Source organism: Enterobacter sp. CGMCC 5087, assembly GCF_003144775.1.
Classification (GTDB): domain Bacteria; phylum Pseudomonadota; class Gammaproteobacteria; order Enterobacterales; family Enterobacteriaceae; genus Enterobacter; species Enterobacter cloacae_M.
This window is the reverse complement of sequence record NZ_QFXN01000046.1, coordinates 1-24,846: the sequence shown is the minus strand read 5'-3', so window position 1 is coordinate 24,846 and position 24,846 is coordinate 1. Positions and strand designations below refer to the sequence as shown.

Genomic DNA, 24,846 nt, shown 5'->3' with positions numbered 1-24,846 from the left:
CGGTTAGTTACTCTGTAAGAAACTCTGTGCTTCCTGAATCAGGGCATCAGCAATCTTGCTGGTGTCCATTTTCAGCTCACCGTTACGAATAGCCGTTTTCAGCGCTTCAACACGTTCCATATTGATATCGTTGCTGCCTGGCTGCATCAGTTTTGCCTGCGCGTCGCTCAGGGTAACGCTGGTGCTGTTGGACGTTGACGGTTTTTCCAGACGCGTTTTCTGCGCAGGAGCGTCATTCGTTTCGCGAGGTTGTACAGCGCTTACCGGCTTCAGGGCTGATGTACGATCAATGCTCATAGTGTTGTCCTCATCGAGGGTTCGCGGCGTTTGCGCCTGACATCATCATTAGTGGAATATTTATCGGCACGCGCCGCGAAATCTTTAAAAAGATTATAGGTTAATCAGAATATTCCCATCAGAATCGACGGTTCCGCTCACCACCTGGCCTGAGGACATTCTGACGCGGGCGTTTTGCGCCACCGCGGCATTATTTAACGCTTTCCCTTCACTGTTGATGCTAAAGCCATCTCCGTTGGCCACCACCATCACCTGTTGACCCGCTTTTACCCGCCATGACTGACGCAGCATTGAGAGCTGTATCGGCTGGCCGGGGGCGACATCGCGCAGGCTGACGGCGTCCTGTGCCTGGTTCATTTCCAGCATGGTGCGTGGAGGCAGCTGATCCAGACGGCCGCGTTTTAACGTCACGCTGTTCGTCTGCAGCACGCTGCCGCGCGCAATGGGTACGGCGGCGACAACATAATTGCCCGTCGCCTGAACTGCAACCTGTAAATAGCGTTTTTCGTTCGCACAGCGTGCCAGCACGTTCACATTTCCCCACAGCCGGGTGGTTCCCGTCACGCTGAATGACGGTTGGTCACAGGTCGGGTACAGATTCGGTGGGGTGCGCACGGTAACGTTAACCTCATCGCTAAAGCCCGCCAGCTTTTCAGCAAAAAAAGCCGTCAGCCGATCCTGTAAGCCTTCAGCCTGCACCAGAGGGCTAAACAGCAAGAAAGTTGCCACCAGGCCACGTTTTAACGTTTGCATCGCAAGTTCCACCGTTTCCAGAGTTGAATGAATTCTACCTGCAGTGGTTTTGCATCAACGCAATAAATAGCGACGCATTTTGCGCTTATTCCGTCGATAGGGGAGACCGGGTGAGATTTAAGCTGTGAACTGAAATTTTGCCATCAGCGGAGGAGACATGCTCGATAAACTCGACGCCGCGTTACGTTTTCAGCAGGAAGCGCTCAATTTACGCGCCCAGCGGCAGGAGATTTTAGCCGCCAACATCGCTAACGCCGATACCCCAGGGTTTCAGGCACGCGATATTGATTTTTCCAGTGAACTCAAAAAGGTGATGGAGCGTGGACGTGCTGAAGGAACGGGTGTTGCACTTGCCATGACATCCTCTCGCCATATTCCTGCTCAGGCGATGACCGCGCCAGCGACCGATTTACTTTATCGCATTCCCGATCAGCCCTCACTCGACGGTAACACCGTGGATATGGACCGGGAGCGTACGCAGTTTGCCGATAACAGTCTGAAATACCAGACGGGCCTGACCGTACTCGGCGGACAAATCAAAGGCATGATGAACGTCCTGCAGGGGGGGAACTGATAGATGGCCTTGTTGAATATTTTTGATATTGCCGGTTCGGCGTTAACCGCGCAGTCCAAACGCCTGAACGTGGCTGCCAGTAACCTGGCGAACGCCGACAGCGTAACCGGACCAGACGGCCAGCCTTATCGTGCCAAACAGGTTGTCTTTCAGGTCGATGCTGCGCCGGGCGCGGCGACGGGCGGCGTGAAGGTGTCTGATGTGGTAGAGAGCCAGGCGCCGGACAGGCTGGTGTATGAGCCGGGTAACCCGCTCGCGGATGCCAGCGGATACGTAAAAATGCCAAACGTGGATGTGGTAGGTGAGATGGTGAACTCCATGTCGGCTTCCCGTAGCTACCAGGCCAACGTCGAAGTGCTTAATACCGTGAAGAGCATGATGCTCAAAACGCTCACTCTCGGCCAGTAAAGGAGACATGCATGTCCATCGCCGTAAATGTGAATGATCCTACGAACTCGGGTGTTAATAACACGAAGAGTACAACGGGTTCTAACTCCCTCACCGGGAGCAATGCCGCCGATCTTCAGGGCAGCTTTCTGACGCTGCTGGTGGCGCAGCTTAAGAACCAGGATCCCACCAACCCAATGCAGAACAACGAACTGACCACGCAGCTTGCGCAGATCAGCACCGTTAGCGGCATTGAGAAACTCAACACCACCCTCGGCTCCGTCTCCGGGCAGATTAACAGCGCCCAGTCTCTGCAGGCGGCAAGCCTGATTGGCCACGGGGTGATGATCCCTGGAACCACGATTCTGGCGGGCACCAGCACCACCGAAGGCAACACCACCACGACGACCACGCCGTTTGGCGTTGAGTTGCAGCAGGCGGCAGAGAAAGTTACCGCCACCATTACCGACAGCAACGGCACGGTCGTGCGCACTATTGATATCGGCGAGCTGAAGGCGGGCGTTCACACCTTTACGTGGGATGGCAGCCTGACCGACGGCACTAAAGCACCAAACGGTTCTTACAAAGTAGCGATCAGCGCCAGCAACGGGACAACCCAGCTGGTGGCGCAGCCGCTGCAGTTCGCGCTGGTCCAGGGCGTGATTAAAGGAAGCGACGGCAACAAACTGGATTTGGGAACCTCTGGTTCCACCACACTCGACGAAGTTCGGCAGATTATCTAAGCCTTAACACTTATCAGGAGTAAGTCATGGCCTTTTCTCAAGCGGTCAGCGGCCTGAATGCTGCGGCCACCAACCTGGACGTCATTGGCAACAACATCGCCAACTCCGCGACCTATGGTTTTAAATCCGGTTCTGCTTCATTTGCGGACATGTTTGCCGGTTCCAAAGTCGGCCTGGGCGTGAAAGTTGCGGGCATCACTCAGGACTTTACCGACGGCACCACCACTAACACCGGTCGTGGTCTGGACGTTGCTATCAGCCAGAACGGCTTCTTCCGTATGGTCGATTCCAACGGTTCAGTGTTCTACAGCCGTAACGGCCAGTTCAAGCTGGACGAAAACCGTACGCTGGTTAACATGCAGGGCATGCAGCTGACGGGCTACCCGGCAGCCGGAACGCCTCCAACCGTTCAGACCGGTGCGAACCCTCAGGCGATTACTATCCCGAACACCCTGATGGCGGCGAAATCAACCACCACCGCGACGCAGCAGATCAACCTGAACTCAACCGATCCTGTTCAAACTGCCCCGTTCGATGCGACCAACCCGGACACCTACAACAAAAAAGGGACCGTGACCGTATTCGACAGCCAGGGTAACGCCCACAACATGTACGTCTACTACGTGAAGACGGCCAACAATAAATGGGATCTTTATACTCAGGACGGCAGCGTTGCGGGTTCAACAGCGGCAAAAGCGGCGCAGATGAACTTTGATGCGAACGGTAACCTGGCGGGTGTCTACAACTACGACGCTGCGGGTGTACTGAGCGCAACGCCAAACGCCACGCCGGCCATTAACATCACCACGGGTTCTGTCAGCGGTGCGACGGCGGCGACCTTCTCCCTGAGCTTCCAGAACTCCATGCAGCAGAACACAGGCGCGAACAGCGTTGTGGCAACCACTCAGAACGGCTACAAGCCTGGCGACCTGGTGAGCTACCAGATCAACGACGATGGCACCGTGGTGGGAAGCTACTCTAACGAACAGTCTCAGGTTCTGGGGCAGATCGTGCTGGCAAACTTCGCGAACAACGAAGGTCTGAAATCTGAAGGCGACAACGTCTGGTCTGCCACCCAGTCCTCCGGCGTGGCGCTGCTGGGTACCGCAGGCACCGGTAACTTCGGTAAGCTGACCAACGGCGCGCTGGAAGCCTCCAACGTGGATATGAGTAAAGAACTGGTGAACATGATCGTCGCGCAGCGTAACTATCAGTCGAACGCGCAGACCATCAAAACCCAGGACCAGATCCTCAACACGCTGGTTAACCTGCGTTAAGCGGCTAACAGGAAAGCGCAATGGATCACGCAATATATACCGCGATGGGCGCGGCAAGTCAGACGCTCAATCAGCAGGCCGTTACCGCCAGCAACCTGGCAAACGCCTCTACGCCGGGCTTTCGCGCGCAGCTTAACGCGCTGCGCGCGGTGCCGGTTGAAGGGCTGTCCCTGCCGACCCGTACGCTGGTGACGGCATCAACCCCTGGCGCAGATATGACGCCAGGGCAGATGGACTACACCTCGCGCCCGCTGGACGTTGCCCTGCAGCAGGACGGCTGGCTGGCGGTGCAAACGGCCGACGGCAGCGAAGGCTATACCCGTAACGGCAATATCCAGGTGAGCGCGACGGGCCAGCTGACGATTCAGGGGCATCCGGTTATGGGGGAAGCGGGTCCGCTGACCGTGCCGGAAGGCTCTGAGCTGACTATCGCCGCGGACGGCACCATTTCGGCGCTGAACCCGGGCGATCCGGCCAACACCGTTGCACCCGTCGGACGTCTGAAGCTGGTTAAAGCGGAAGGCAAAGAGGTGCAGCGCGGCGACGACGGCATGTTCCGTCTGACCCAGGCGGCGCAGGCGACGCGCGGTGCCACGTTACAGGCCGATCCGAGCATCCGTGTGATGTCCGGCGTTCTGGAAGGCAGCAACGTCAAGCCGGTAGCCGCTATGAGCGACATGATTGCCAGCGCCCGTCGTTTTGAAATGCAGATGAAGATCATCAGCAGCGTGGATGAAAACGCGGGCAAAGCTAACCAACTTCTGGCTATGAGTTAACAGGACTCCTTATGATCAGTTCTTTATGGATCGCGAAAACTGGCCTGGACGCCCAGCAAACCAATATGGACGTGATTGCCAACAACCTGGCAAACGTGAGCACCAATGGTTTCAAGCGTCAGCGTGCCGTTTTCGAAGATTTGCTTTATCAAACCATCCGTCAGCCGGGCGCGCAGTCTTCTGAACAGACGACGCTGCCGTCGGGCCTGCAGATTGGTACCGGCGTTCGCCCGGTGGCTACCGAGCGTCTGCACAGCCAGGGCAACCTGTCTCAGACCAACAACAGTAAAGACGTGGCAATCAAAGGCCAGGGCTTCTTCCAGGTGCAACTGCCTGACGGGACCTCGGCCTATACCCGCGACGGTTCGTTCCAGGTCGATCAGAACGGCCAGCTGGTGACGGCGGGCGGTTTCCAGGTTCAGCCTGCGATTACTATCCCGGCGAACGCCCTGAGCATCACCATCGGACGTGACGGTGTGGTCAGCGTGACCCAGCAGGGACAGGCCGCGCCGGTTCAGGTTGGGCAGCTCAACCTGACCACCTTCATGAACGATACCGGTCTGGAAAGCATTGGTGAAAACCTCTACACCGAAACGCAATCCTCCGGTACGCCGAATGAGAGCACTCCGGGCCTGAACGGTGCGGGTCTGCTGTACCAGGGTTATGTTGAAACGTCCAACGTAAACGTGGCGGAAGAGCTGGTGAATATGATCCAGGTCCAGCGCGCGTATGAAATTAACAGTAAAGCAGTGTCGACGACCGACCAGATGCTGCAGAAACTGACGCAACTCTAAGGTGTAGCCCGGTGCGGTAAACGCCGCGCCGGCTCCCTGTTTTCGAAGATGAAGGCAATGCAAAAAAACGCGGCGTTTCGTTATCCGATACTGACTGTTCTGGCTGTCACCCTCAGCGGGTGTGCTTTGATCCCGTCTAAACCATTGGTCCAGGGTGCGACGACTGCCCAACCCGTTCCCGGCCCTGCGCCAGTGGTCAACGGCTCCATTTTCCAGACCGCGCAGCCGATTAATTACGGCTATCAGCCGCTGTTTGAAGATCGCCGCCCGCGTAACGTCGGCGATACATTGACCATTGTGCTGCAGGAAAACGTCAGCGCGAGCAAGAGCTCGTCGGCGAACGCCAGCCGCGATGGCAAAACCAATTTTGGCTTCGATACCGTCCCGCGCTACCTGCAGGGACTGTTCGGCAATGCCCGTGCGGATGTCGAGGCCTCTGGCGGCAATACCTTTAACGGTAAAGGCGGCGCGAACGCCAGCAACACCTTCAGCGGTACGCTGACGGTCACGGTTGACCAGGTACTGGTTAACGGCAACTTGCACGTTGTGGGTGAAAAACAGATCGCCATCAACCAGGGCACTGAGTTCATTCGCTTCTCGGGCGTGGTTAACCCTCGCACCATCAGCGGCACCAACACCGTTCCGTCCACCCAGGTGGCGGATGCGCGCATTGAGTACGTCGGTAACGGCTATATCAATGAAGCCCAAAATATGGGTTGGCTGCAGCGCTTCTTCCTTAATTTATCGCCGATGTAAGCGAGGTGACCCATGTTTAAATCGATCTTCGCCGTGGCGCTCGCGCTGGTGGCCACGTTTGCCCAGGCTGACCGTATTCGCGACCTCACCAGCGTTCAGGGCGTTCGTGAAAACTCCCTGATTGGCTACGGCCTGGTGGTTGGTCTGGATGGTACCGGTGACCAGACGACCCAGACGCCGTTCACCACCCAAAGCCTGAACAACATGCTTTCCCAACTCGGTATTACCGTGCCGGCGGGAACCAACATGCAGCTGAAAAACGTGGCCGCGGTAATGGTCACCGCGTCCTACCCGGCGTTTGCGCGTCAGGGGCAGACCATTGATGTAGTGGTCTCCTCAATGGGTAACGCCAAAAGCCTGCGCGGCGGTACGCTGTTGATGACTCCGCTGAAAGGCGTTGACAGCCAGGTCTATGCGCTGGCGCAGGGGAACATTCTGGTTGGCGGTGCGGGGGCATCCGCAGGCGGAAGCAGCGTGCAGGTGAACCAGCTGAACGGTGGACGTATCACCAACGGTGCGATCATTGAGCGTGAACTGCCGACCCAGTTTGGCGCGGGCAACACCATCAACCTGCAGCTTAATAATGAAGACTTCACCATGGCGCAGCAAATTGCCGATACCATCAACCGCAGCCGCGGCTATGGTAATGCAACGGCACTCGACGCGCGCACCGTGCAGATCCGTACCTCTACCGGCAGCAGCAACCAGGTGCGCATGCTGGCAGATATCCAGAATATGGAAGTGAACGTTCCGGTTCAGGATGCCAAGGTGATCATCAACTCCCGTACCGGCTCGGTGGTCATGAACCGGGAAGTGTCGCTGGACAGCTGTGCCGTAGCGCAGGGCAACCTCTCCGTAACGGTAAACCGCTCCGCGAACGTGAGCCAGCCGAATACGCCATTTGGCGGCGGTCAGACGGTGGTAACACCACAAACGCAGATTGACATGCGTCAGAGCGGCGGTTCACTGCAGAGCGTTCGCTCCAGCGCCAACCTGAACAGCGTGGTGCGTGCCCTGAACGCCCTGGGCGCAACGCCGATGGATCTGATGTCCATCCTGCAATCCATGCAAAGCGCGGGCTGCCTGCGCGCCAAACTGGAAATCATCTAATGCTGACCGATAGCAAACTGTTGACCAGTGCAGCCTGGGACGCTCAGTCGCTCAACGAACTGAAAACCAAAGCAGGCAAAGACCCGGCGGCGAACATCCGCCCGGTCGCCCGCCAGGTGGAAGGGATGTTTGTACAGATGATGCTGAAAAGCATGCGCGAAACCCTGCCCAAAGACGGGATGTTCAGCAGTGATTCAACGCGTCTCTACACCAGCATGTATGACCAGCAGATTGCGCAGCAGATGACCGCCGGTAAAGGCCTCGGTCTGGCTGACATGATTGCGAAACAGACCGAAGCCGCGCAGGGCATTCAGCCTCAGGAGCAGACGCAGCAGGTGCCGATGAAGTTCGACCTGGAAACGGTGACCAGTTATCAGAACCAGGCTCTGACGCAAATGGTGCGTAAAGCGATGCCAAAAGCCACGGGCAGCGGCGATGAGCCGCTCTCCGGTGACAGCAAAGACTTCCTGGCGCAGCTTTCTCTGCCCGCGCGTCTCGCCAGCGAACAGAGCGGTGTGCCGCATCACCTGATTCTGGCGCAGGCCGCGCTGGAGTCGGGCTGGGGTCAGCGTCAGATCCGCAAGGAAAACGGCGATCCGAGCTTCAACATCTTCGGCGTGAAGGCCACCTCCAGCTGGAAGGGGCCAACAACGGAGATCACGACCACCGAATACGAGAACGGTGCGGCGGTGAAGGTCAAAGCAAAATTCCGCGTCTACAGCTCCTATCTGGAAGCATTGTCCGACTACGTTGGCCTGCTGAGCCGCAATCCGCGTTATACCGCCGTTACGCAGGCGGCGACGGCGGAGCAGGGCGCTCAGGCCTTACAAAACGCGGGCTACGCGACTGACCCGAACTATGCACGCAAGCTCACCAGCATGATCCAGCAGTTGAAATCCATGGGCGAGAAGGTCAGCAAAGCCTATAGCACAGATATTGAAAATCTGTTCTGAAAGTTCTCAAGTCCCGGTGGAGGTTGCCGATAACCTTCATCAGGACTCGTGTCTGAACGTATAAAAGGAACCCCCATGTCCAGTTTGATTAACAGCGCCATGAGTGGCCTCAGTGCTGCGCAGTCGGCACTCAATACCGTCAGTAATAATATTTCAAGCTATAACGTGGCAGGTTACACCCGCCAGACCACGGTGCTGGGCGCATCTAACAGCACGCTGACCGGCGGTGGCTGGGTGGGTAACGGGGTTTATGTCTCCGGTGTCCAGCGTGAGTATGACGCCTTTATCACCAACCAGCTGCGCGCCGCGCAGACGCAGAGCAGCGGTCTGACGACGCGCTATCAGCAGATGTCAAAAATTGACGATGTGCTCTCCGATACCACCAACTCGCTCTCCACCACCCTGCAGGATTTCTTCAAAAGCCTGCAAACCCTGGTGAGCAACGCGGAAGACCCGGCTGCACGTCAGACGGTGCTGGGCAAAGCGAGCGGACTGGTCAATCAGTTTAAAACCAACGATCAGTATCTCCGTGACCAGGATTCGCAGGTCAATACCGCCATCTCAAGCAGCGTGTCTCAGATTAATAACTACGCGGCACAGATTGCGAATCTGAACGATCAGATCTCCCGTCTGACCGGCGTTGGCGCGGGCGCGTCACCTAACGATCTTCTGGACCAGCGCGATCAGCTCGTGACTGAACTGAACAAAATCGTGGGCGTGGAAGTCTCCGTGCAGGATAGCGGCACGTTTAATATCTCTCTCGGTAACGGTTACAGCCTGGTACAGGGCAGCAAAGCCAGCCAGCTGGCGGCCGTGAAGTCCAGCGCCGATCCGGCTCGTACTACTATCGCCTACGTCGATGACGTGGCGGGCAATATTGAGATCCCGGAGAAACTTATCACCACCGGTTCTTTAGGCGGTTTACTGACCTTCCGCACGGAAGATCTGGATAAAGCCCGTAACAGCCTGAACCAGATGGCGCTGGCCTTTGCCGACGCGATGAACACGCAGCATGAAGCCGGTTTTGATGCGAACGGTGATGCGGGCGGTAAACTGTTCAACTTTGGTTCTCCGGCGGTCCTTTCCAACAGCAAGAACGGCGGTTCGGCCGTTGTTACGGCTTCTGTGACGGACAGCAAACAGGTCCAGGCGACAGACTATAAGCTGCAGTTTAACGGCACTGACTGGACGGTCACCCGCACGTCAGACAAAACCAGCTTTACGATGAGCCCGGATGCCAGCGGCAATCTGTCGTTTGATGGCCTTAACGTCAACGTGAGCGGCACGGCAAATACCAAAGACAGCTTTACCGTGAAGCCTGTTTCCAACGTCATCATGAACATGGATCTCGCGATCAGCGACGAGTCTAAACTGGCGATGGCATCGGTGCAGAACGGCGGCGAAAGTGACAACCGTAACGGCCAGAAACTGCTCGATCTGCAAAACGGCAAAGTGGTGGGTGGAAATAAAACCTTCAACGATGCGTATGCCTCTCTCGTCAGTACCGTCGGTAGCTCAACGGCGTCACTGAAGGTGAGCAGCCAGACGAAAGCCAACGTGGAAACGCAGTTAATCAAGCAGCAGCAGACCATCTCTGGGGTAAACCTCGACGAAGAGTATGGCAATTTGCAGCGTTATCAGCAGTATTACCTGGCCAATGCCCAGGTTCTACAAACTGCCAGTACGCTCTTCGATGCAATTATCAACATTCGTTAAGGTTGAGGTGAACAATGCGTATTAGTACCCAGATGATGTACGAGCAGAACATGCGTGGGATCACCGATTCCCAGAGCAGATGGCTGAGCTACGGTGAGCAGATGTCCACCGGCAAGCGCGTCAATCGTCCTTCGGACGATCCTATCGCCGCGTCGCAGGCCATCGTTCTGTCACAGTCTCAGTCGCAAAACAGCCAGTTTGCGCTCGCGCGTACCTTTGCAACGCAGAAGGTCTCGCTGGAAGATAACGTGTTAACCCAGGTCAACACTGCGATCTCAAGCGTGCGCGAGAAGCTGGTTTACGCCTCAAACGGCACATTAAGCGATGACGACCGTCTTTCTCTGGCGACCGATATTCAGGGGATCCGCGATCAGCTGATGAACCTGGCCAACACGACGGATGGTAATGGTCGCTTTATCTTTGCGGGATACAAAACCGAGAGCGCACCGTTTGATGCCGCGACCGGGGATTATAACGGCGGCGCAGAGGCCATCACGCAGCAGGTTGATACGGCGCGAAATATGACCATTAGCCATACCGGCCAGCAAATTTTCGAAAGCATTACCAGTAATGCGGAACAGCTGCCGGGCGGTGGATATGGCCAGACCAACATGTTCAAAATCCTGGATTCCGCCATCGCGTCGCTGAAGACGCCGATTGAGAACGATCCGGCTGCCGCAACGGCGCAAAGCCAGGTGATTGCCAATGCGCAAATCGGCATCAAAAACTCCCAGAACAATATCCTCACGGTCGTCGCGGATGTGGGAACCAAGATGAACGAGCTGGAAAAACTCGATACGCTGGGTGATGACCGCGCGCTGGGTCAGACCAAGCAGATGAGTGACCTGGTTGATGTTGACTGGAACGAAGCGATTTCCTCTTACACCATGCAGCAGGCGGCCCTGCAGGCGTCTTATAAAGCGTTTAGCGATATGCAGGGCATGTCTCTGTTCCAGCTGAACAAATAACATCTTGACCTCTTGGAACATGTCTTGAAACTGGGCATGTTTTACTGCCCAATCCGTCTGGATTGGGCATTTTTTTATGCAACTTCTGCTGATGCGGAGGTGACTCGTGCACTTTCTATCAGACGGATTGCCAGCGCAATGACGCCACAGACCGTCGCCAGCGCGACCACGCCCGTCCAGCCGGCCAGCGAGTAAATATTGCTGCCTAACGCGGAACCCAGCGCCATCCCGATAAAGACCACCGTAAAGAGCAGGGCGTTGAGACGACCGCGCGCCTGCGGTTCAAGGCTGTATACCAGGTTCTGGTGAGCGACCAGGCTGGACTGCAGACCCAGGTCGAACCCGACGGCGGAGATGGCGATCAGAATCAGCTGTCCATGAACGCCCAGCGCGGGCATCAGGAACATCAGGGCGAATGATACGGTCACAAGAACGGCACCAAGCTGCGTGACTTTTCCTGCGCCCAGTTTATCTGCCAGACCCCCTGCCAGCGGGGCAGCTAACGCACCGGCGGCACCTGCAATACCAAAACCACCCGCTACGGCACTCCCCAGGTGATAGCGTTCCAGTAGCATGACCGCAAGCGTAGACCAGAAGGCGCTAAAGGCAATCGACAGAAAACCCTGAGCCAGCGCCGCACGGCGCAGCGCCGGATAGCGACGCCAGAGATGTTCCATTGAGCGCATCAGCGCGGGGTAGCTCAGCGTGGAGTGAATGGCAAAACGGGGAAGCACAAACCACATCATCACCCCGATGAACGCAATGCTCGCCGCCGCCAGCTGGTACATGACGCGCCAGCCAAACGCTTCGCCCACCACGCCGCTCACGGTTCTGGATAATAAGATACCCATCAGCAGCCCGGTCATTACCGTGCCCACGGTTTTCCCCTGTTTACCTTCCGGCGCAAGGATGGCTGCGGCAGGGACGATATCCTGTGCCATGGTGGCGGCCATGCCGATGAGCAGGCTTGCCAGCAGCAGAGAGTGGATCTGCCCGGTCAGGCTACAGCCGAGAAGAAACAGCGCCAGCGCCGCACTCTTTATCAGGATTAACGTCCTGCGGTCGTGGCGATCGCCGAGCGGCAGCAGGAACAGGATCCCCAGGGCATATCCCGCCTGGGTGAGCGTCGGGACCAGGCCCATTCCTTCGATACTCAGATGAAGGTCTGCGCCCATCAGCGGCAGCAGAGGCTGGGCATAATAGATAGATGCCACGCTGAAACCTGCACCGATCGCCAGCATTAAGATTACCCAGCGGCTCACGGCATGGGCGGCGGTTGTTGTGTTCATAAGATGTTCCTCATTCGTCGTGTGAGGCTATTTTTTATCAGTACGCCTTGCGACGGTAGCGGGCCCGGTGGTAAAACGCTTATACGTTGAACGTATAAGTGAAAATGCGATGAAAAGAGCTGAGCGTATAGACAGGGTGGAGTTAATGCGGACGTTTGTTCGTATCGTTGAGGCGGGCTCCCTCTCAGCGGCGGCGCGGCAGCTGGCCACTACCCAGGCCACGGTAAGCAGACGGTTACAGTCGCTTGAGACCATGCTGGGCGTGCGCCTGATTTTGCGCACCACCCACACGACGCGGCTGACGGATGACGGCGAGCGCTGCTATCAGCACGCCCGTCGGGTGATTGACAGCTGGTTGGCGCTGGAAGATGAGGTGGGGCAGACGGAAGATGAGCCGGTAGGCGTGCTGCGGGTGCGCGCTCCGCACGCGTTTGGTCAGGACCAGCTTCTGAAACCCGTAACCGAGTTTTTGCAACGCTATCCGCAGCTTTCGATTGAGTGGATGCTCAACGATCGGTCGGCGGACTTTCTCGGCGACAACCTTGACTGTGCGATTCGGGTGGGCGTGGAAGTCGATCCGGCGACCGTGTCCGTGCTGCTGGCCGAAGTGCCGCGCTCGGTGGTGGCTTCACCGGCACTGCTGGCCCGTTTTCCGACGGTCAACACGCCGGAGGATTTGCAGCAGTTTCCCTGGATAGCGATCAGCTCATTCTACCAGCGCCATGTGGAGCTTTTTCACGATGCATCACCCGCCACCGCGCGAGTGGCGATTACCCCGCGCCTCAGCACCGATAGTCTTTATGTCGCACGCAATACGGCGCTCGCCGGGCTTGGCGTGGCGGTGGTATCCAGCTGGACGGTACAGGATGATATTCGGGAAGGGCGGCTGGTGCATTTGCTGCCAGACTGGCAGCCAGCGGCGTTACCGGTGCATCTTGTTTACCCCTGGTCCCGCTATTATCCGGCACGCTTGCGGCGTTTTCTGGAGTTGATGCGGCAGGTCATGCCTGAGGTGACCGGAATGAGAAAGCCCGTACAGCAGCCATAAAAAAAGCCGACCCGAAGGTCGGCTTTTTACTTTCAGCGTCGTTATTCGACAGACTGCGGACGCGTCGCCGGTGCAGTCGCCTGATGCGTTGCACTGTGGCCGCCTGCAGCGCCTTTACCGTCGAAGCTGAATGCCGGGCGTACCCAGTCACTGTGACGCGGGGCTTCAGGCACGTAATCCGGTGCCGGGGCGCGCGTCATTGGTGCTGTCGCCACGTGGGCTGCGGCTGGTGCAGAAACAACCGGCTCAGGTTTCACCTCAGGCGCTTTCGCTTCTTCTACAACCGGTTCAACCTGAATCTCAACGTCCTGAACAACTTCTTCAGTGGTGGTTTCAACCAGGGTTTCAGCGGTGTCATCCACTGCGGCTACAGGTTCAGCCTCTTCAGCCACTTCCTCAGCCACCACGGCATCTTCTTCGGCGATAAGCTGCGGTGCGGCATCAACCGGCGCGGCAATCACTTCTGGATGGGTGGTTTCAACTTCCACTGTGTGAGGTGCTTCAGCTTCAACAACCTCAGGTTCAACAACCTCAGGTTCAACCACGGTTACCGCTTCAGTCACGACAGCTTCTACCGCGGCTGCTGGTGCAATCACCTCTTCGGTTACAGGCTGTTCTTCAACAACCTGCTCCGGGCGAGCAACCGGGTAGCGGATCCAGACTTTACCGGAGGCCATTTCTGGTGAAGCACAGGCAATGGTCAGCGGCATTGGCGACTGAGTCGGGTAACGTTCGTCACGATAGCGACGACGGCGCTGGCCGCTGACGCGCAGATGACGTGGAGAACGACGTGAACGGCGCGGCATACCAGCGTTATCACGGTTTTCGCCGTTATCATCCTGCTCAACGTTGTTTTCAACGACCGCTGGCAGGTCAACTTTTGCCACTTGTGTACCGGTTGCGATCTCGCTGGTTTCAACCGCGATAGCGCCTGACTCTTCGGTTGCTTCAGAAGCGAAGCGAACTTTCTGAGAAAGCTGGCGCTGCTTACGACGCGGCATTACCTGAGTGCGTTCTTCCTGCTCGCCGTCCTGCTGTTCAACAGGCTCTTCGCGGTTCAGGTTTTTGACTTCCTGCTGTGCCTGACGCTTCTCATCGTTACGGCGACGGCTGCGTTCACGGCGCGGCTGCTGGTCGTCACGCTGTTTGCTCTTCTCAGACTCATCGCCCGCCTGCTGGCGAATTTCACGATCTTCAACATTCTGCTGCTGTTTCTCGCGACGGTTGCGACGGTTATCTTCGCGTTGCTCACGGCCTTCGTTATTCTCAGAGCGGTTGTCACGGTTGTCACGACGCTCGTTGCGGTCATTACGATCGCGGCGGTTGTTCTGACGCTTGCGACGGTCCTGCTGACGCTCTGGCTTGGCTGCTTTTGGCTCTTCTTTCGGCTGCTCTGGCTGAACTTCTTCTTCAGCAAACATCTTCTTCAGCGCGCCGAAGAAGCGGCTCAGCAGACCCGGCTGTGCCGGCTGGGCTTTCGCTACCGCTGCTTCTGGTTTCTGCGCTGCAGGTTTGGCAGCAGGTTTTTCCAGAGCTGCTTCCGGTGGTGCTTCAGGCATGATGAAGGTCGCTAACGCAGGCTGCTCTGGCAGTTTGCGCTCGGCTGGCTCTTCATCGGAAGGCAGGGACATCTCTTCTTCATGCAGCTTCGGCAGCAGGTAGCTGAGGGTGGTCGTCTCTTCGCCCTTACGCACGCGCAGCACGTGATAGTGTGGGGTCTGCATCTGGTCGTTTGGCACGATGATACAGCGAACGCCACCCTGACGCGCTTCAATCGCACTTACCGCTGCACGTTTTTCGTTAAGCAGGTAAGAGGCAACGGGCACCGGCACAATGGCGTGAACCTCTTTGGTGTTCTCTTTCAGCGCTTCTTCTTCAATCAGACGCAGAATGGAGAGGGACAGCGATTCGTTATCACGCACGGTACCGGTGCCGGAGCAGCGCGGACAAACGTGATGGCTGGACTCGCCGAGAGACGGGCTCAGACGCTGACGGGACATCTCCAGCAGGCCAAAGCGTGAGATATGGCTAATCTGGATACGCGCTCTGTCCTGACGCACCGCTTCGCGCAGACGGTTTTCAACCGCACGCTGGTGGCGAACAGGGGTCATGTCGATGAAGTCGATAACAATCAGACCACCCAGGTCGCGCAGGCGGAGCTGGCGGGCGATTTCATCAGCGGCTTCGAGGTTAGTGTTGTAGGCGGTCTCTTCGATATCGCCACCGCGCGTTGCACGCGCGGAGTTGATGTCGATAGCGGTCAGCGCTTCAGTGGTATCGATAACGATAGAACCGCCGGATGGCAGACGCACTTCACGCTGGAAGGCGGACTCAATCTGGGATTCGATCTGATAGTGGCTGAACAGCGGGATTTCACCGGTGTACAGTTTAATTTTGCTGGTGAAATCCGGACGACCCAGCGCGGCGATGTGCTGGCGCGCCAGCTCAAGCACTTTCGGGTTATCGATCAGAATCTCACCGATGTCCTGACGCAGGTAATCACGGAAGGCACGCACGATAACGTTGCTTTCCTGGTGGATCAGGAACGGAGCAGGGCGGCTTTCGGCTGCTTTCTGAATGGCTTCCCAGTGCTTCAGACGGAAGCTCAGGTCCCACTGTAGCGCTTCGGCTGATTTACCAACGCCTGCGGTACGCACGATAAGCCCCATGCCATCAGGCAGTTCGAGGCTTGCCAGCGCTTCCTTCAGCTCGGTACGGTCATCACCTTCGATACGGCGAGAGATGCCACCCGCACGCGGGTTGTTAGGCATCAGAACCAGATAGCTCCCTGCAAGGCTGATAAAGGTGGTCAGTGCGGCACCTTTGTTGCCACGCTCTTCTTTATCAATCTGAACGATAACTTCCTGACCTTCACGCAGAACATCTTTGATGTTTGGGCGGCCATGGGCGTTGTAGTTTGCGGGGAAATATTCGCGGGCGATTTCTTTCAGAGGGAGGAAACCATGACGCTCAGCACCGTAATCGACAAATGCAGCTTCAAGGCTTGGTTCAATGCGGGTGATTTTACCTTTGTAAATGTTCGCTTTTTTCTGTTCGTGTCCAGGACTTTCGATATCCAGATCGTACAGGCGCTGCCCATCCACAAGGGCGACACGCAACTCTTCTTGCTGAGTTGCGTTGATTAACATTCTTTTCATCGTAACTTACTCGTTATTCTTACATTGACGACAAAGCTGCGGGCAAGGTGACGCTTTCCGGGGTATGAACCGATGGCCTCGTGTCTGTTCACGTCGCCAACCTCACGGTTGTCGCTCGCTTAAGAGGCGCAGAGTGTCGGTTGCCTGTGTTTCATACGGAAACACAGCGCAATTATCAGGGGAATTGCCTGGGTAGAACTCTCCAGAGAACAATCCTTATACCGGGAAGTACTGCAACCCGCAGCCCGCTAACTGCCTGAAAGATCAATACGTCTTACGCCATTGCTGCGTGGATGATCGGTCAGACAAAATTGGTCATTCCGTCAACATCCTTACTTAACCAGGATTTAACACGGAAAACAGCCTCATTATTCCACTGCTCGCCGGGTTATAGCAAGATGACTTTTACCAATTATCACCCGGTTACTCACAGTTTCTTCACTTCAGAATGGCGATTGGTTTAATAACCACCAAATCGATTGCGCGAAACGGGGAGCAGGCCGGATAAAAGTAAATATAAGCATAGAAAAATGAGTGGCGCTAATGGCTGACGATATTTAGAATCGCCAACCATGAAAACAGAGACTCCAGCCGTAAAAATGGTTGCCATCGCCGAAGATGACGCGGGGCAACGTATCGATAACTTTTTGCGCACCCAGTTGAAAGGTGTGCCAAAGAGCATGATTTACCGCATCCTGCGCAAGGGCGAGGTGCGGGTTAACAAAAAACGCGTGAAGCCAGAGTACAAACTCGAGGCGGGCGATGAAGTTCGTATTCCGCCGGTGCGCGTTGCGGAACGTGAAGAAGAGACCGTTTCACCGAAGCTACAGAAAGTGGCGGCCCTGAGCGATGTGATCCTTTACGAAGATGACCACATTCTGGTGCTCAATAAACCGTCAGGAACGGCTGTCCATGGCGGTAGCGGTCTGAGCTTCGGCGTGATTGAAGGGCTGCGAGCCCTGCGCCCGGAAGCGCGCTTCCTTGAACTGGTGCACCGTCTTGACCGTGATACCTCTGGCGTACTGCTGGTGGCGAAAAAGCGTTCTGCGCTGCGTTCGCTGCATGAGCAGCTGCGTGAAAAAGGGATGCAGAAAGACTACCTGGCGCTGGTGCGCGGTCAGTGGCAGTCCCATGTAAAAGTGGTTCAGGCGCCGCTGCTGAAGAACATTCTGCAAAGCGGCGAACGTATTGTCCGCGTGAGCCAGGAAGGAAAACCGTCTGAGACGCGCTTTAAAGTTGAAGAGCGCTATGAGTTTGCCACGCTGGTGCGCTGCAGTCCGGTGACCGGTCGTACCCACCAGATCCGCGTGCATACGCAGTTTGCAGGGCACCCAATTGCCTTTGATGACCGCTATGGCGACCGCGAGTTTGATAAGCAGCTGGCGGGGACGGGGCTGTCGCGTCTGTTCCTGCATGCGGCAGCGCTGAAGTTTACCCATCCTAATACGGGGGAAGTCATCCGTATTGAAGCGCCGCTGGACGAGCAGCTGAAACGCTGTCTTAAGGTTCTGCGCGGCTGATTTTGCTTCCCTCCCTCTCCCTGTGGGAGAGGGCTGGGGTGAGGGCATCAGGCCGCAACCTTCCAGTCACATGGTCAGCGGATTACACTCTTCTCGCCTTAACATCTGACACAGGGCAATCAGCGGTAACCCCACCAGCGTGTTGGGATCGCGTCCGTCCAGCTTGTCGAACAGCGCAATCCCCAATCCTTCACTTTTAAAGCTTCCAGCACAGTTCAGCGGACGTTCCCGGCGCACATAATCCACGATCTCTTGCTCGCTGAGATGGCGGAAGTGTACGTCGAACGGCTCGCATTCGGTTTGCAGATGACCGGTGGCGGAGTTATACAGCGCCAGGCCGGTATAAAAGGTCACGATAGTGCCTCGCGCACGCAGAAGCTGCTGACAGGCGTTCTCCTCCGTATGGGGCTTGCCGGTGATTTCGCCGTCCAGCACGCAAACCTGGTCTGAGCCTATAATCAAATGTGCGGGGTAACGTGCGGCCAGCGACTGCGCTTTCTCTTTAGCAAGACGCATCACCAGATGACGCGGTGATTCGCCCGGCTGTGGCGCCTCATCAACCTCTGGCGCGGCGCATTCAAACGGGATCCCGAGCTTTTCCAGCAGCATTCGGCGGTAGGGAGACGTGGAAGCAAGGACGAGATTTGGCATATTTTTATCACCAGATATAGCGTATCGATGCCAGCCATTTTAAACTACAGGCCGCAATGTGTGCGAATAATTGGCAAAAGGCAGCTCTGGTTGCCTTTTTCTTTGACTCTATGACGTTACAAAGTTAATATGCGCGCCCTATGCAAAAGGTAAAATTACCCCTGACTCTTGATCCGGTTCGTACGGCTCAAAAACGCCTCGATTACGAAGGTATCTATACTTCCGATCAGGCTGAGCGTATTGCCGAATCCGTAGTCAGTGTGGACAGTGATGTAGAATGCTCCATGTCGTTCGCTATCGACAACCAGCGTCTCGCCGTTTTAACCGGTGATGCAAAGGTGACGGTAACGCTCGAGTGTCAGCGTTGCGGGAAACCGTTTGTACAGCATGTTCACACAACGTATTGTTTCAGTCCGGTTCGTTCTGACGAACAGGCTGAAGCACTCCCGGAAGCGTATGAGCCGATTGAGGTTAACGAATTCGGTGAAATCGATCTTCTGGCTCTGGTTGAAGATGAAATCATCCTCACCTTGCCAGTGGTTCCGGTGCATGATTCTGAACACTGTGAAGTGTCCGAGGCGGACATGGTCTTTGGGGAACTGCCTGATGAAGCGCAAAAACCAAACCCATTTGCCGTATTAGCCAGCTTAAAGCGTAAGTAATTGAGGAGTAAGGTCCATGGCCGTACAACAGAATAAACCAACCCGTTCCAAACGTGGCATGCGTCGTTCCCATGACGCGCTGACTGCAGTTACCAGCCTTTCTGTAGACAAGACTTCTGGTGAGAAACACCTGCGTCACCACATCACCGCTGACGGTTTCTACCGCGGCCGCAAGGTTATCACTAAGTAATCACGCGCAAGCGTGATTAGGCTTAGTGAGGATTTCCCCGTGCAAACGGGGAATTTACCGAACCAGGCTGCGACGATACCTTGACACGTCTAACCCTGGCGTTAGATGTCATGGGGGGAGATTTTGGCCCTTCCGTGACAGTGCCTGCAGCATTGCAGGCACTGAATTCTAATTCGCAACTCACACTTCTTTTAGTCGGCAATCCCGACACAATCACGCCATTACTCGCAAAAGCTGACTTTGAACAACGTTCGCGTCTGCAGATTATTCCTGCGCAGTCAGTTATTGCCAGTGATGCCCGACCCTCGCAGGCCATTCGCAATAGTCGTGGCAGCTCTATGCGGATAGCGCTGGAGCTGGTGAAAGAAGGGCGAGCTCAGGCTTGCGTCAGCGCGGGGAATACCGGCGCGCTGATGGGCCTCTCGAAATTGCTGCTCAAACCTATTGAAGGTATTGAGCGTCCGGCGCTGGTAACGGTCTTACCGCATCAGCAGAAGGGCAAGACGGTAGTGCTCGATTTGGGCGCTAACGTCGACTGTGATAGTACTATGCTGGCTCAGTTTGCCGTGATGGGATCGGTGCTGGCAGAAGAAGTTGTCGGAATCAATACACCCCGTGTTGCGTTACTGAACATTGGTGAAGAAGAGACCAAAGGCCTGGACAGCATTCGCGAAGCGGCTGAATTGCTCAAACAGGTTCCCTCCATCAACTATATTGGTTATCTCGAAGCCAATGAGTTGTTGACGGGTAAAACGGATGTTCTGGTGTGCGATGGCTTCACTGGGAACGTCACGTTGAAGACCATGGAAGGGGTCGTGCGCATGTTTCTTTCTCTGCTGAAATCTCAGGGAGAAGGTAAAAAAAGCGCCTGGTGGCTAATTTTATTGAAGCGTTGGTTACAAAAGAGCCTGACGCGGCGATTCAGTCACCTCAACCCCGACCAGTATAATGGCGCCTGTCTGTTAGGATTGCGCGGCATCGTGATTAAGAGTCATGGCGCCGCCAATCAGCGAGCATTTGCTGTCGCGATTGAACAGGCAGTGCAGGCGGTGCAGCGACAAGTCCCTCAGCGGATTGCCGCTCGCCTGGAATCTGTATTAGCTAAAAGTGACTGAGCGTACATGTATACGAAGATTTTAGGTACCGGCAGCTACCTGCCAAAACAAGTGCGTACCAACGCCGATCTGGAAAAAATGGTAGATACGTCTGACGAGTGGATTGTCACGCGCACAGGTATCCGTGAACGTCGTATTGCCGCGCCAGACGAAACCGTGTCGACCATGGGTTACGAAGCCGCACAGCGTGCTATCGAAATGGCGGGCATTGATAAAGAACAGATTGGTTTGATCGTGGTCGCCACGACGTCTGCCACACATGCTTTCCCAAGCGCGGCATGCCAGGTGCAGAACATGCTCGGTATTAAAGGCTGTCCGGCGTTTGACGTCGCTGCCGCGTGCGCAGGCTTCACCTATGCGCTGAGCGTCGCCGATCAGTACGTGAAATCCGGTGCCGTTAAATATGCGCTGGTGATCGGTGCTGACGTGCTGGCGCGTACCTGCGATCCTACCGATCGTGGAACGATCATTATTTTTGGTGATGGTGCGGGTGCGGTGCTGCTGGGGCAGTCCGAAGAGCCGGGTATCATCTCTACGCATCTGCATGCTGATGGCAGCTATGGCGAACTGTTGACCCTGCCTAACGCCGATCGCGTTAATCCGGACAACTCGATTTACCTGACTATGGCAGGGAACGAGGTGTTCAAGGTGGCGGTTACCGAGCTTGCACATATCGTTGATGAAACGCTGGAAGCGAATAACCTTGAGCGTACCGCGCTCGACTGGCTGGTGCCGCATCAGGCGAACCTGCGTATCATCAGCGCGACCGCGAAAAAGCTGGGCATGTCGATGGATAACGTTGTGGTGACGCTGGATCGTCACGGCAACACCTCTGCGGCGTCGGTACCGTGCGCATTTGATGAAGCGGTACGCGATGGACGAATCAAACGGGGCCAGTTGGTCTTGCTTGAAGCCTTCGGTGGCGGGTTCACCTGGGGTTCCGCGCTGGTTCGTTTCTAGTATAAGGAATAAAAAATGACGCAATTTGCTTTTGTGTTCCCGGGCCAGGGCTCTCAAACCGTTGGGATGTTGTCTGAAATGGCAGCAAACTACCCGGTAATTGAAGAGACTTTCCGTGAAGCTTCTGATGCACTGGGTTATGATTTATGGGCGCTGACCCAGCAGGGTCCGGCTGAAGAACTGAACAAAACTTGGCAGACTCAGCCAGCGCTGCTGACCGCGTCAGTTGCGCTGTGGCGCGCCTGGCAGCAGCAGGGCGGTAAAGCGCCAGCGCTGCTCGCGGGTCATAGCCTGGGTGAATACTCTGCGCTGGTGTGTGCTGGCGTGATCGCGTTTGCTGACGCGGTACGTCTGGTTGAACTGCGCGGTAAATTCATGCAGGAAGCGGTGCCGGAAGGCACGGGCGGCATGTCTGCCATCATCGGTCTGGATGATGCTGCAATTGCAAAAGCGTGTGAAGAATCTGCTGAAGGCCAGGTTGTCTCTCCGGTAAACTTCAACTCGCCGGGCCAGGTGGTTATTGCCGGTCATAAAGAAGCGGTTGAACGCGCGGGGGCGGCCTGTAAAGCAGCGGGTGCTAAGCGTGCGCTGCCACTTCCGGTCAGCGTGCCGTCTCACTGTGCTCTGATGAAGCCTGCCGCCGAGAAGCTGGCGGTTGAGCTGGAAAAAATTACGTTTAACACACCGACGATTTCCGTTGTGAACAACGTCGATGTGAAATGCGAAACCACGCCGGAAGCTATCCGTGACGCGCTGGTTCGCCAGCTCTACAGCCCGGTACAGTGGACCAAAACCGTTGAGTTTATGGCCGCTCAGGGCGTTGAGCATCTGTATGAAGTCGGCCCAGGTAAAGTCCTCACCGGTCTGACAAAACGTATTGTTGACACCCTGACAGCCTCGGCGATTAACGAGCCGGAAGCGATGTCAGCGGCACTCTCGCAATAAAAGAGGAATACCATGAGTTTTGAAGGAAAAATCGCCCTGGTCACTGGCGCAAGCCGCGGTATCGGGCGTGCAATTGCTGAAACACTGGTTGCGCGCGGCGCGAAGGTGATTGGTACAGCAACCAGCGAGAATGGCGCTCAGGCCATCAGCGAGTATCTGGGTGCAAATGGTAAAGGTCTGGTACTGAATGTGACTGAACCTGCATCTATTGAATCTGTTCTGGAAAATATTCGCGCAGAGTTTGGTGAAGTGGATATTCTGGTAAACAATGCCGGGATCACTCGCGATAACCTGTTAATGCGAATGAAAGACGACGAGTGGAACGATATCATCGAAACCAACCTGTCATCTGTATTCCGTCTGTCAAAAGCGGTAATGCGCGCTATGATGAAAAAGCGTCATGGTCGTATTATCACTGTCGGTTCTGTGGTTGGTACCATGGGAAATGCTGGTCAGGCTAACTACGCTGCGGCGAAAGCAGGTCTGATTGGTTTCAGTAAGTCGCTGGCGCGTGAAGTTGCGTCCCGCGGTATTACGGTAAACGTTGTTGCTCCGGGCTTTATTGAAACGGACATGACGCGTGCGCTGACTGATGAGCAGCGTGCGGGTACGCTGGCGGCAGTTCCGGCGGGTCGTCTTGGCGACCCTAAAGAAATCGCCAGTGCGGTTGCATTTTTAGCCTCTGACGAAGCGGGTTACATCACTGGTGAGACCCTCCACGTCAACGGCGGGATGTATATGGTTTAACCACGATGAAAAATATTTGCGTTATTAGGGCGAATGGCCTCAAAATAACGTAAAATCGTGGTACGAACTGCCGGGATTTAGTTGCAAATTTTTCAACATTTTATACACTACGAAAACCATCGCGAAAGCGAGTTTTGATAGGAAATTTAAGAGTATGAGCACTATCGAAGAACGCGTTAAGAAAATTATCGGCGAACAGCTGGGCGTTAAGCAGGAAGAAGTTGTGAACTCCGCTTCCTTCGTTGAAGACCTGGGCGCAGATTCTCTTGACACCGTTGAGCTGGTAATGGCTCTGGAAGAAGAGTTTGATACTGAGATTCCGGACGAAGAAGCTGAGAAAATCACCACCGTTCAGGCTGCCATTGATTACATCAACGGTCACCAGGCGTAAGTGAACATCTCCAGGCGGTCATTCGACCGCCTGAGTTTTATCTTTATTTAGTCCCACGAATCTCTTTTTTTTATCCCTCCCTGGAGGACAAACGTGTCTAAGCGTCGTGTAGTTGTGACCGGACTTGGCATGTTGTCTCCTGTCGGCAATACCGTAGAGTCCACCTGGAAAGCTCTCCTTGCCGGTCAGAGCGGCATCAGCCTAATCGACCATTTCGATACTAGCGCCTATGCAACAAAATTTGCTGGCTTAGTAAAGGATTTTAACTGTGAAGATATCATCTCGCGCAAAGAACAGCGCAAGATGGATGCCTTCATTCAATATGGAATTGTCGCTGGCGTTCAGGCCATGCAGGATTCTGGTCTTGAGATTACGGAAGAGAACGCAACCCGTATCGGCGCCGCTATCGGCTCCGGGATTGGCGGTCTTGGCCTGATCGAGGAAAACCATACATCTCTGATGAATGGCGGCCCGCGTAAGATCAGCCCGTTCTTCGTTCCGTCCACGATTGTTAACATGGTGGCAGGTCACCTGACCATCATGTTCGGCCTGCGTGGGCCAAGCATTTCAATCGCGACTGCCTGTACGTCTGGCGTACATAACATCGGCCAGGCCGCGCGCATTATTGCGTACGGCGATGCAGATGCTATGGTTGCGGGCGGTGCTGAAAAAGCCAGTACCCCACTGGGTGTCGGCGGTTTCGGTGCGGCGCGTGCGCTGTCTACCCGTAACGATAACCCGCAGGCGGCGAGCCGTCCGTGGGATAAAGACCGTGACGGCTTCGTGCTGGGCGACGGGGCGGGCATGATCGTACTGGAAGAGTACGAACACGCGAAAAAACGCGGCGCGAAAATTTATGCTGAAATCGTTGGTTTCGGCATGAGCAGCGATGCTTACCACATGACGTCTCCTCCTGAGAACGGCGCGGGTGCTGCGCTGGCGATGGAAAACGCGATTCGTGATGCGGGTATTACCCCAGCACAAATTGGCTACGTGAACGCGCACGGTACTTCTACACCTGCAGGCGATAAAGCTGAAGCTCAGGCGGTTAAGTCTATCTTCGGCG

General features: G+C 55.8%; 26 protein-coding genes. 21 read left to right on the top strand and 5 right to left on the bottom strand.

From position 1 onward, the window contains the following. Positions 1–3 precede the first annotated feature (3 nt). Positions 4–297, bottom strand: coding sequence for a flagellar biosynthesis anti-sigma factor FlgM (gene flgM, locus DEO48_RS04520; RefSeq protein WP_023311133.1), 294 nt, complete (start codon positions 295–297; stop codon positions 4–6). A gap of 93 nt (positions 298–390) precedes the next feature. Then, complete coding sequence (flgA, locus tag DEO48_RS04515) at positions 391–1,050, bottom strand: flagellar basal body P-ring formation chaperone FlgA (RefSeq protein WP_023311134.1); 660 nt, start codon at positions 1,048–1,050, stop codon at positions 391–393. Between the two features lie 157 nt (positions 1,051–1,207). Here flgA and flgB point away from each other — a divergent pair, with 157 nt between their 5' ends. The 11 genes from flgB to flgL all read left to right on the top strand — a co-directional run bounded on the left by flgB (position 1,208) and on the right by flgL (position 11,104). Beyond that, entirely contained in the window at positions 1,208–1,624 is a 417-nt protein-coding gene (gene flgB / locus DEO48_RS04505; RefSeq protein ID WP_023311135.1) for a flagellar basal body rod protein FlgB, read from the top strand. 3 nt (positions 1,625–1,627) lie between these two features. Then, the gene (gene flgC / locus DEO48_RS04500; protein ID WP_008500814.1) at positions 1,628–2,032 is read left to right on the top strand and encodes a flagellar basal body rod protein FlgC; all 405 of its coding nucleotides are present in this window, start codon (positions 1,628–1,630) and stop codon (positions 2,030–2,032) included. 11 nt (positions 2,033–2,043) lie between these two features. After that, entirely contained in the window at positions 2,044–2,754 is a 711-nt protein-coding gene (gene flgD, locus DEO48_RS04495) for a flagellar hook assembly protein FlgD (protein ID WP_023615711.1), read from the top strand. Positions 2,755–2,780: 26 nt separating this feature from the next. After that, positions 2,781–4,031, top strand: coding sequence for a flagellar hook protein FlgE (flgE, locus tag DEO48_RS04490; RefSeq protein ID WP_109844472.1), 1,251 nt, complete (start codon positions 2,781–2,783; stop codon positions 4,029–4,031). Between the two features lie 20 nt (positions 4,032–4,051). Further along, complete coding sequence (locus DEO48_RS04485) at positions 4,052–4,807, top strand: flagellar basal body rod protein FlgF (protein ID WP_023311138.1); 756 nt, start codon at positions 4,052–4,054, stop codon at positions 4,805–4,807. Positions 4,808–4,818: 11 nt separating this feature from the next. Further along, entirely contained in the window at positions 4,819–5,601 is a 783-nt protein-coding gene (gene flgG / locus DEO48_RS04480) for a flagellar basal-body rod protein FlgG (protein WP_008500810.1), read from the top strand. 57 nt (positions 5,602–5,658) lie between these two features. Beyond that, on the top strand, positions 5,659–6,357 hold the full coding sequence (gene flgH, locus DEO48_RS04475; protein ID WP_023311139.1) for a flagellar basal body L-ring protein FlgH: 699 nt from the start codon (positions 5,659–5,661) through the stop codon (positions 6,355–6,357). A gap of 12 nt (positions 6,358–6,369) precedes the next feature. After that, complete coding sequence (locus DEO48_RS04470; RefSeq protein ID WP_029740346.1) at positions 6,370–7,467, top strand: flagellar basal body P-ring protein FlgI; 1,098 nt, start codon at positions 6,370–6,372, stop codon at positions 7,465–7,467. Further along, positions 7,467–8,420: a flagellar assembly peptidoglycan hydrolase FlgJ gene (flgJ, locus tag DEO48_RS04465; RefSeq protein ID WP_109844471.1), complete on the top strand. Its 954-nt coding sequence runs from the start codon at positions 7,467–7,469 to the stop codon at positions 8,418–8,420. Before DEO48_RS04470 ends, flgJ begins: the two co-directional genes overlap by 1 nt. A gap of 75 nt (positions 8,421–8,495) precedes the next feature. Further along, a complete protein-coding gene (gene flgK / locus DEO48_RS04460; protein WP_109844470.1) occupies positions 8,496–10,136 on the top strand; it encodes a flagellar hook-associated protein FlgK in 1,641 nt (546 codons plus the stop codon). Positions 10,137–10,150: 14 nt separating this feature from the next. Beyond that, positions 10,151–11,104: a flagellar hook-associated protein FlgL gene (flgL, locus tag DEO48_RS04455; protein WP_023311143.1), complete on the top strand. Its 954-nt coding sequence runs from the start codon at positions 10,151–10,153 to the stop codon at positions 11,102–11,104. Between the two features lie 74 nt (positions 11,105–11,178). Here flgL and DEO48_RS04450 read toward each other — a convergent pair whose 3' ends face one another. Continuing rightward, on the bottom strand, positions 11,179–12,393 hold the full coding sequence (locus tag DEO48_RS04450; RefSeq protein ID WP_023311144.1) for an MFS transporter: 1,215 nt from the start codon (positions 12,391–12,393) through the stop codon (positions 11,179–11,181). 145 nt (positions 12,394–12,538) lie between these two features. Between DEO48_RS04450 and DEO48_RS04445 the strand changes: the two genes are divergently transcribed. Beyond that, entirely contained in the window at positions 12,539–13,441 is a 903-nt protein-coding gene (locus DEO48_RS04445; protein ID WP_375232163.1) for a LysR family transcriptional regulator, read from the top strand. A 41-nt stretch (positions 13,442–13,482) separates the two neighbouring features. On the opposite strand, the gene rne is transcribed toward DEO48_RS04445, so the two are convergent. Continuing rightward, positions 13,483–16,599, bottom strand: coding sequence for a ribonuclease E (gene rne, locus DEO48_RS04440; RefSeq protein ID WP_109844468.1), 3,117 nt, complete (start codon positions 16,597–16,599; stop codon positions 13,483–13,485). Between the two features lie 572 nt (positions 16,600–17,171). Between rne and rluC the strand changes: the two genes are divergently transcribed. Beyond that, positions 17,172–18,119 carry a 23S rRNA pseudouridine(955/2504/2580) synthase RluC gene (gene rluC / locus DEO48_RS04430; RefSeq protein ID WP_024909023.1) on the top strand — a complete coding sequence of 316 codons (948 nt, stop codon included), beginning with the start codon at positions 17,172–17,174 and terminating at the stop codon, positions 18,117–18,119. A 66-nt stretch (positions 18,120–18,185) separates the two neighbouring features. Here the strand turns inward: rluC and DEO48_RS04425 are convergent, their stop codons facing one another. After that, positions 18,186–18,770 carry a nucleoside triphosphate pyrophosphatase gene (locus tag DEO48_RS04425; RefSeq protein ID WP_109844467.1) on the bottom strand — a complete coding sequence of 195 codons (585 nt, stop codon included), beginning with the start codon at positions 18,768–18,770 and terminating at the stop codon, positions 18,186–18,188. Positions 18,771–18,910: 140 nt separating this feature from the next. Between DEO48_RS04425 and yceD the strand changes: the two genes are divergently transcribed. From yceD to fabF, 8 genes are all read left to right on the top strand, one after another. Then, on the top strand, positions 18,911–19,432 hold the full coding sequence (gene yceD, locus DEO48_RS04420) for a 23S rRNA accumulation protein YceD (protein WP_014883375.1): 522 nt from the start codon (positions 18,911–18,913) through the stop codon (positions 19,430–19,432). 16 nt (positions 19,433–19,448) lie between these two features. Continuing rightward, the gene (rpmF, locus tag DEO48_RS04415; protein WP_003857964.1) at positions 19,449–19,622 is read left to right on the top strand and encodes a 50S ribosomal protein L32; all 174 of its coding nucleotides are present in this window, start codon (positions 19,449–19,451) and stop codon (positions 19,620–19,622) included. A gap of 80 nt (positions 19,623–19,702) precedes the next feature. Next, positions 19,703–20,737 carry a phosphate acyltransferase PlsX gene (plsX, locus tag DEO48_RS04410; RefSeq protein ID WP_059290957.1) on the top strand — a complete coding sequence of 345 codons (1,035 nt, stop codon included), beginning with the start codon at positions 19,703–19,705 and terminating at the stop codon, positions 20,735–20,737. Positions 20,738–20,743: 6 nt separating this feature from the next. Beyond that, complete coding sequence (locus DEO48_RS04405) at positions 20,744–21,697, top strand: beta-ketoacyl-ACP synthase III (RefSeq protein ID WP_023311150.1); 954 nt, start codon at positions 20,744–20,746, stop codon at positions 21,695–21,697. Between the two features lie 15 nt (positions 21,698–21,712). Next, positions 21,713–22,642: an ACP S-malonyltransferase gene (fabD, locus tag DEO48_RS04400; protein ID WP_109844466.1), complete on the top strand. Its 930-nt coding sequence runs from the start codon at positions 21,713–21,715 to the stop codon at positions 22,640–22,642. Positions 22,643–22,654: 12 nt separating this feature from the next. After that, positions 22,655–23,389: a 3-oxoacyl-ACP reductase FabG gene (fabG, locus tag DEO48_RS04395; protein WP_008500795.1), complete on the top strand. Its 735-nt coding sequence runs from the start codon at positions 22,655–22,657 to the stop codon at positions 23,387–23,389. Positions 23,390–23,543: 154 nt separating this feature from the next. After that, positions 23,544–23,780, top strand: coding sequence for an acyl carrier protein (gene acpP, locus DEO48_RS04390; protein WP_003857954.1), 237 nt, complete (start codon positions 23,544–23,546; stop codon positions 23,778–23,780). Positions 23,781–23,873: 93 nt separating this feature from the next. Next, positions 23,874–24,846, top strand: a 973-nt coding sequence (gene fabF / locus DEO48_RS04385; RefSeq protein WP_109844483.1) for a beta-ketoacyl-ACP synthase II, incomplete at its 3' end; no start/stop codon positions are given.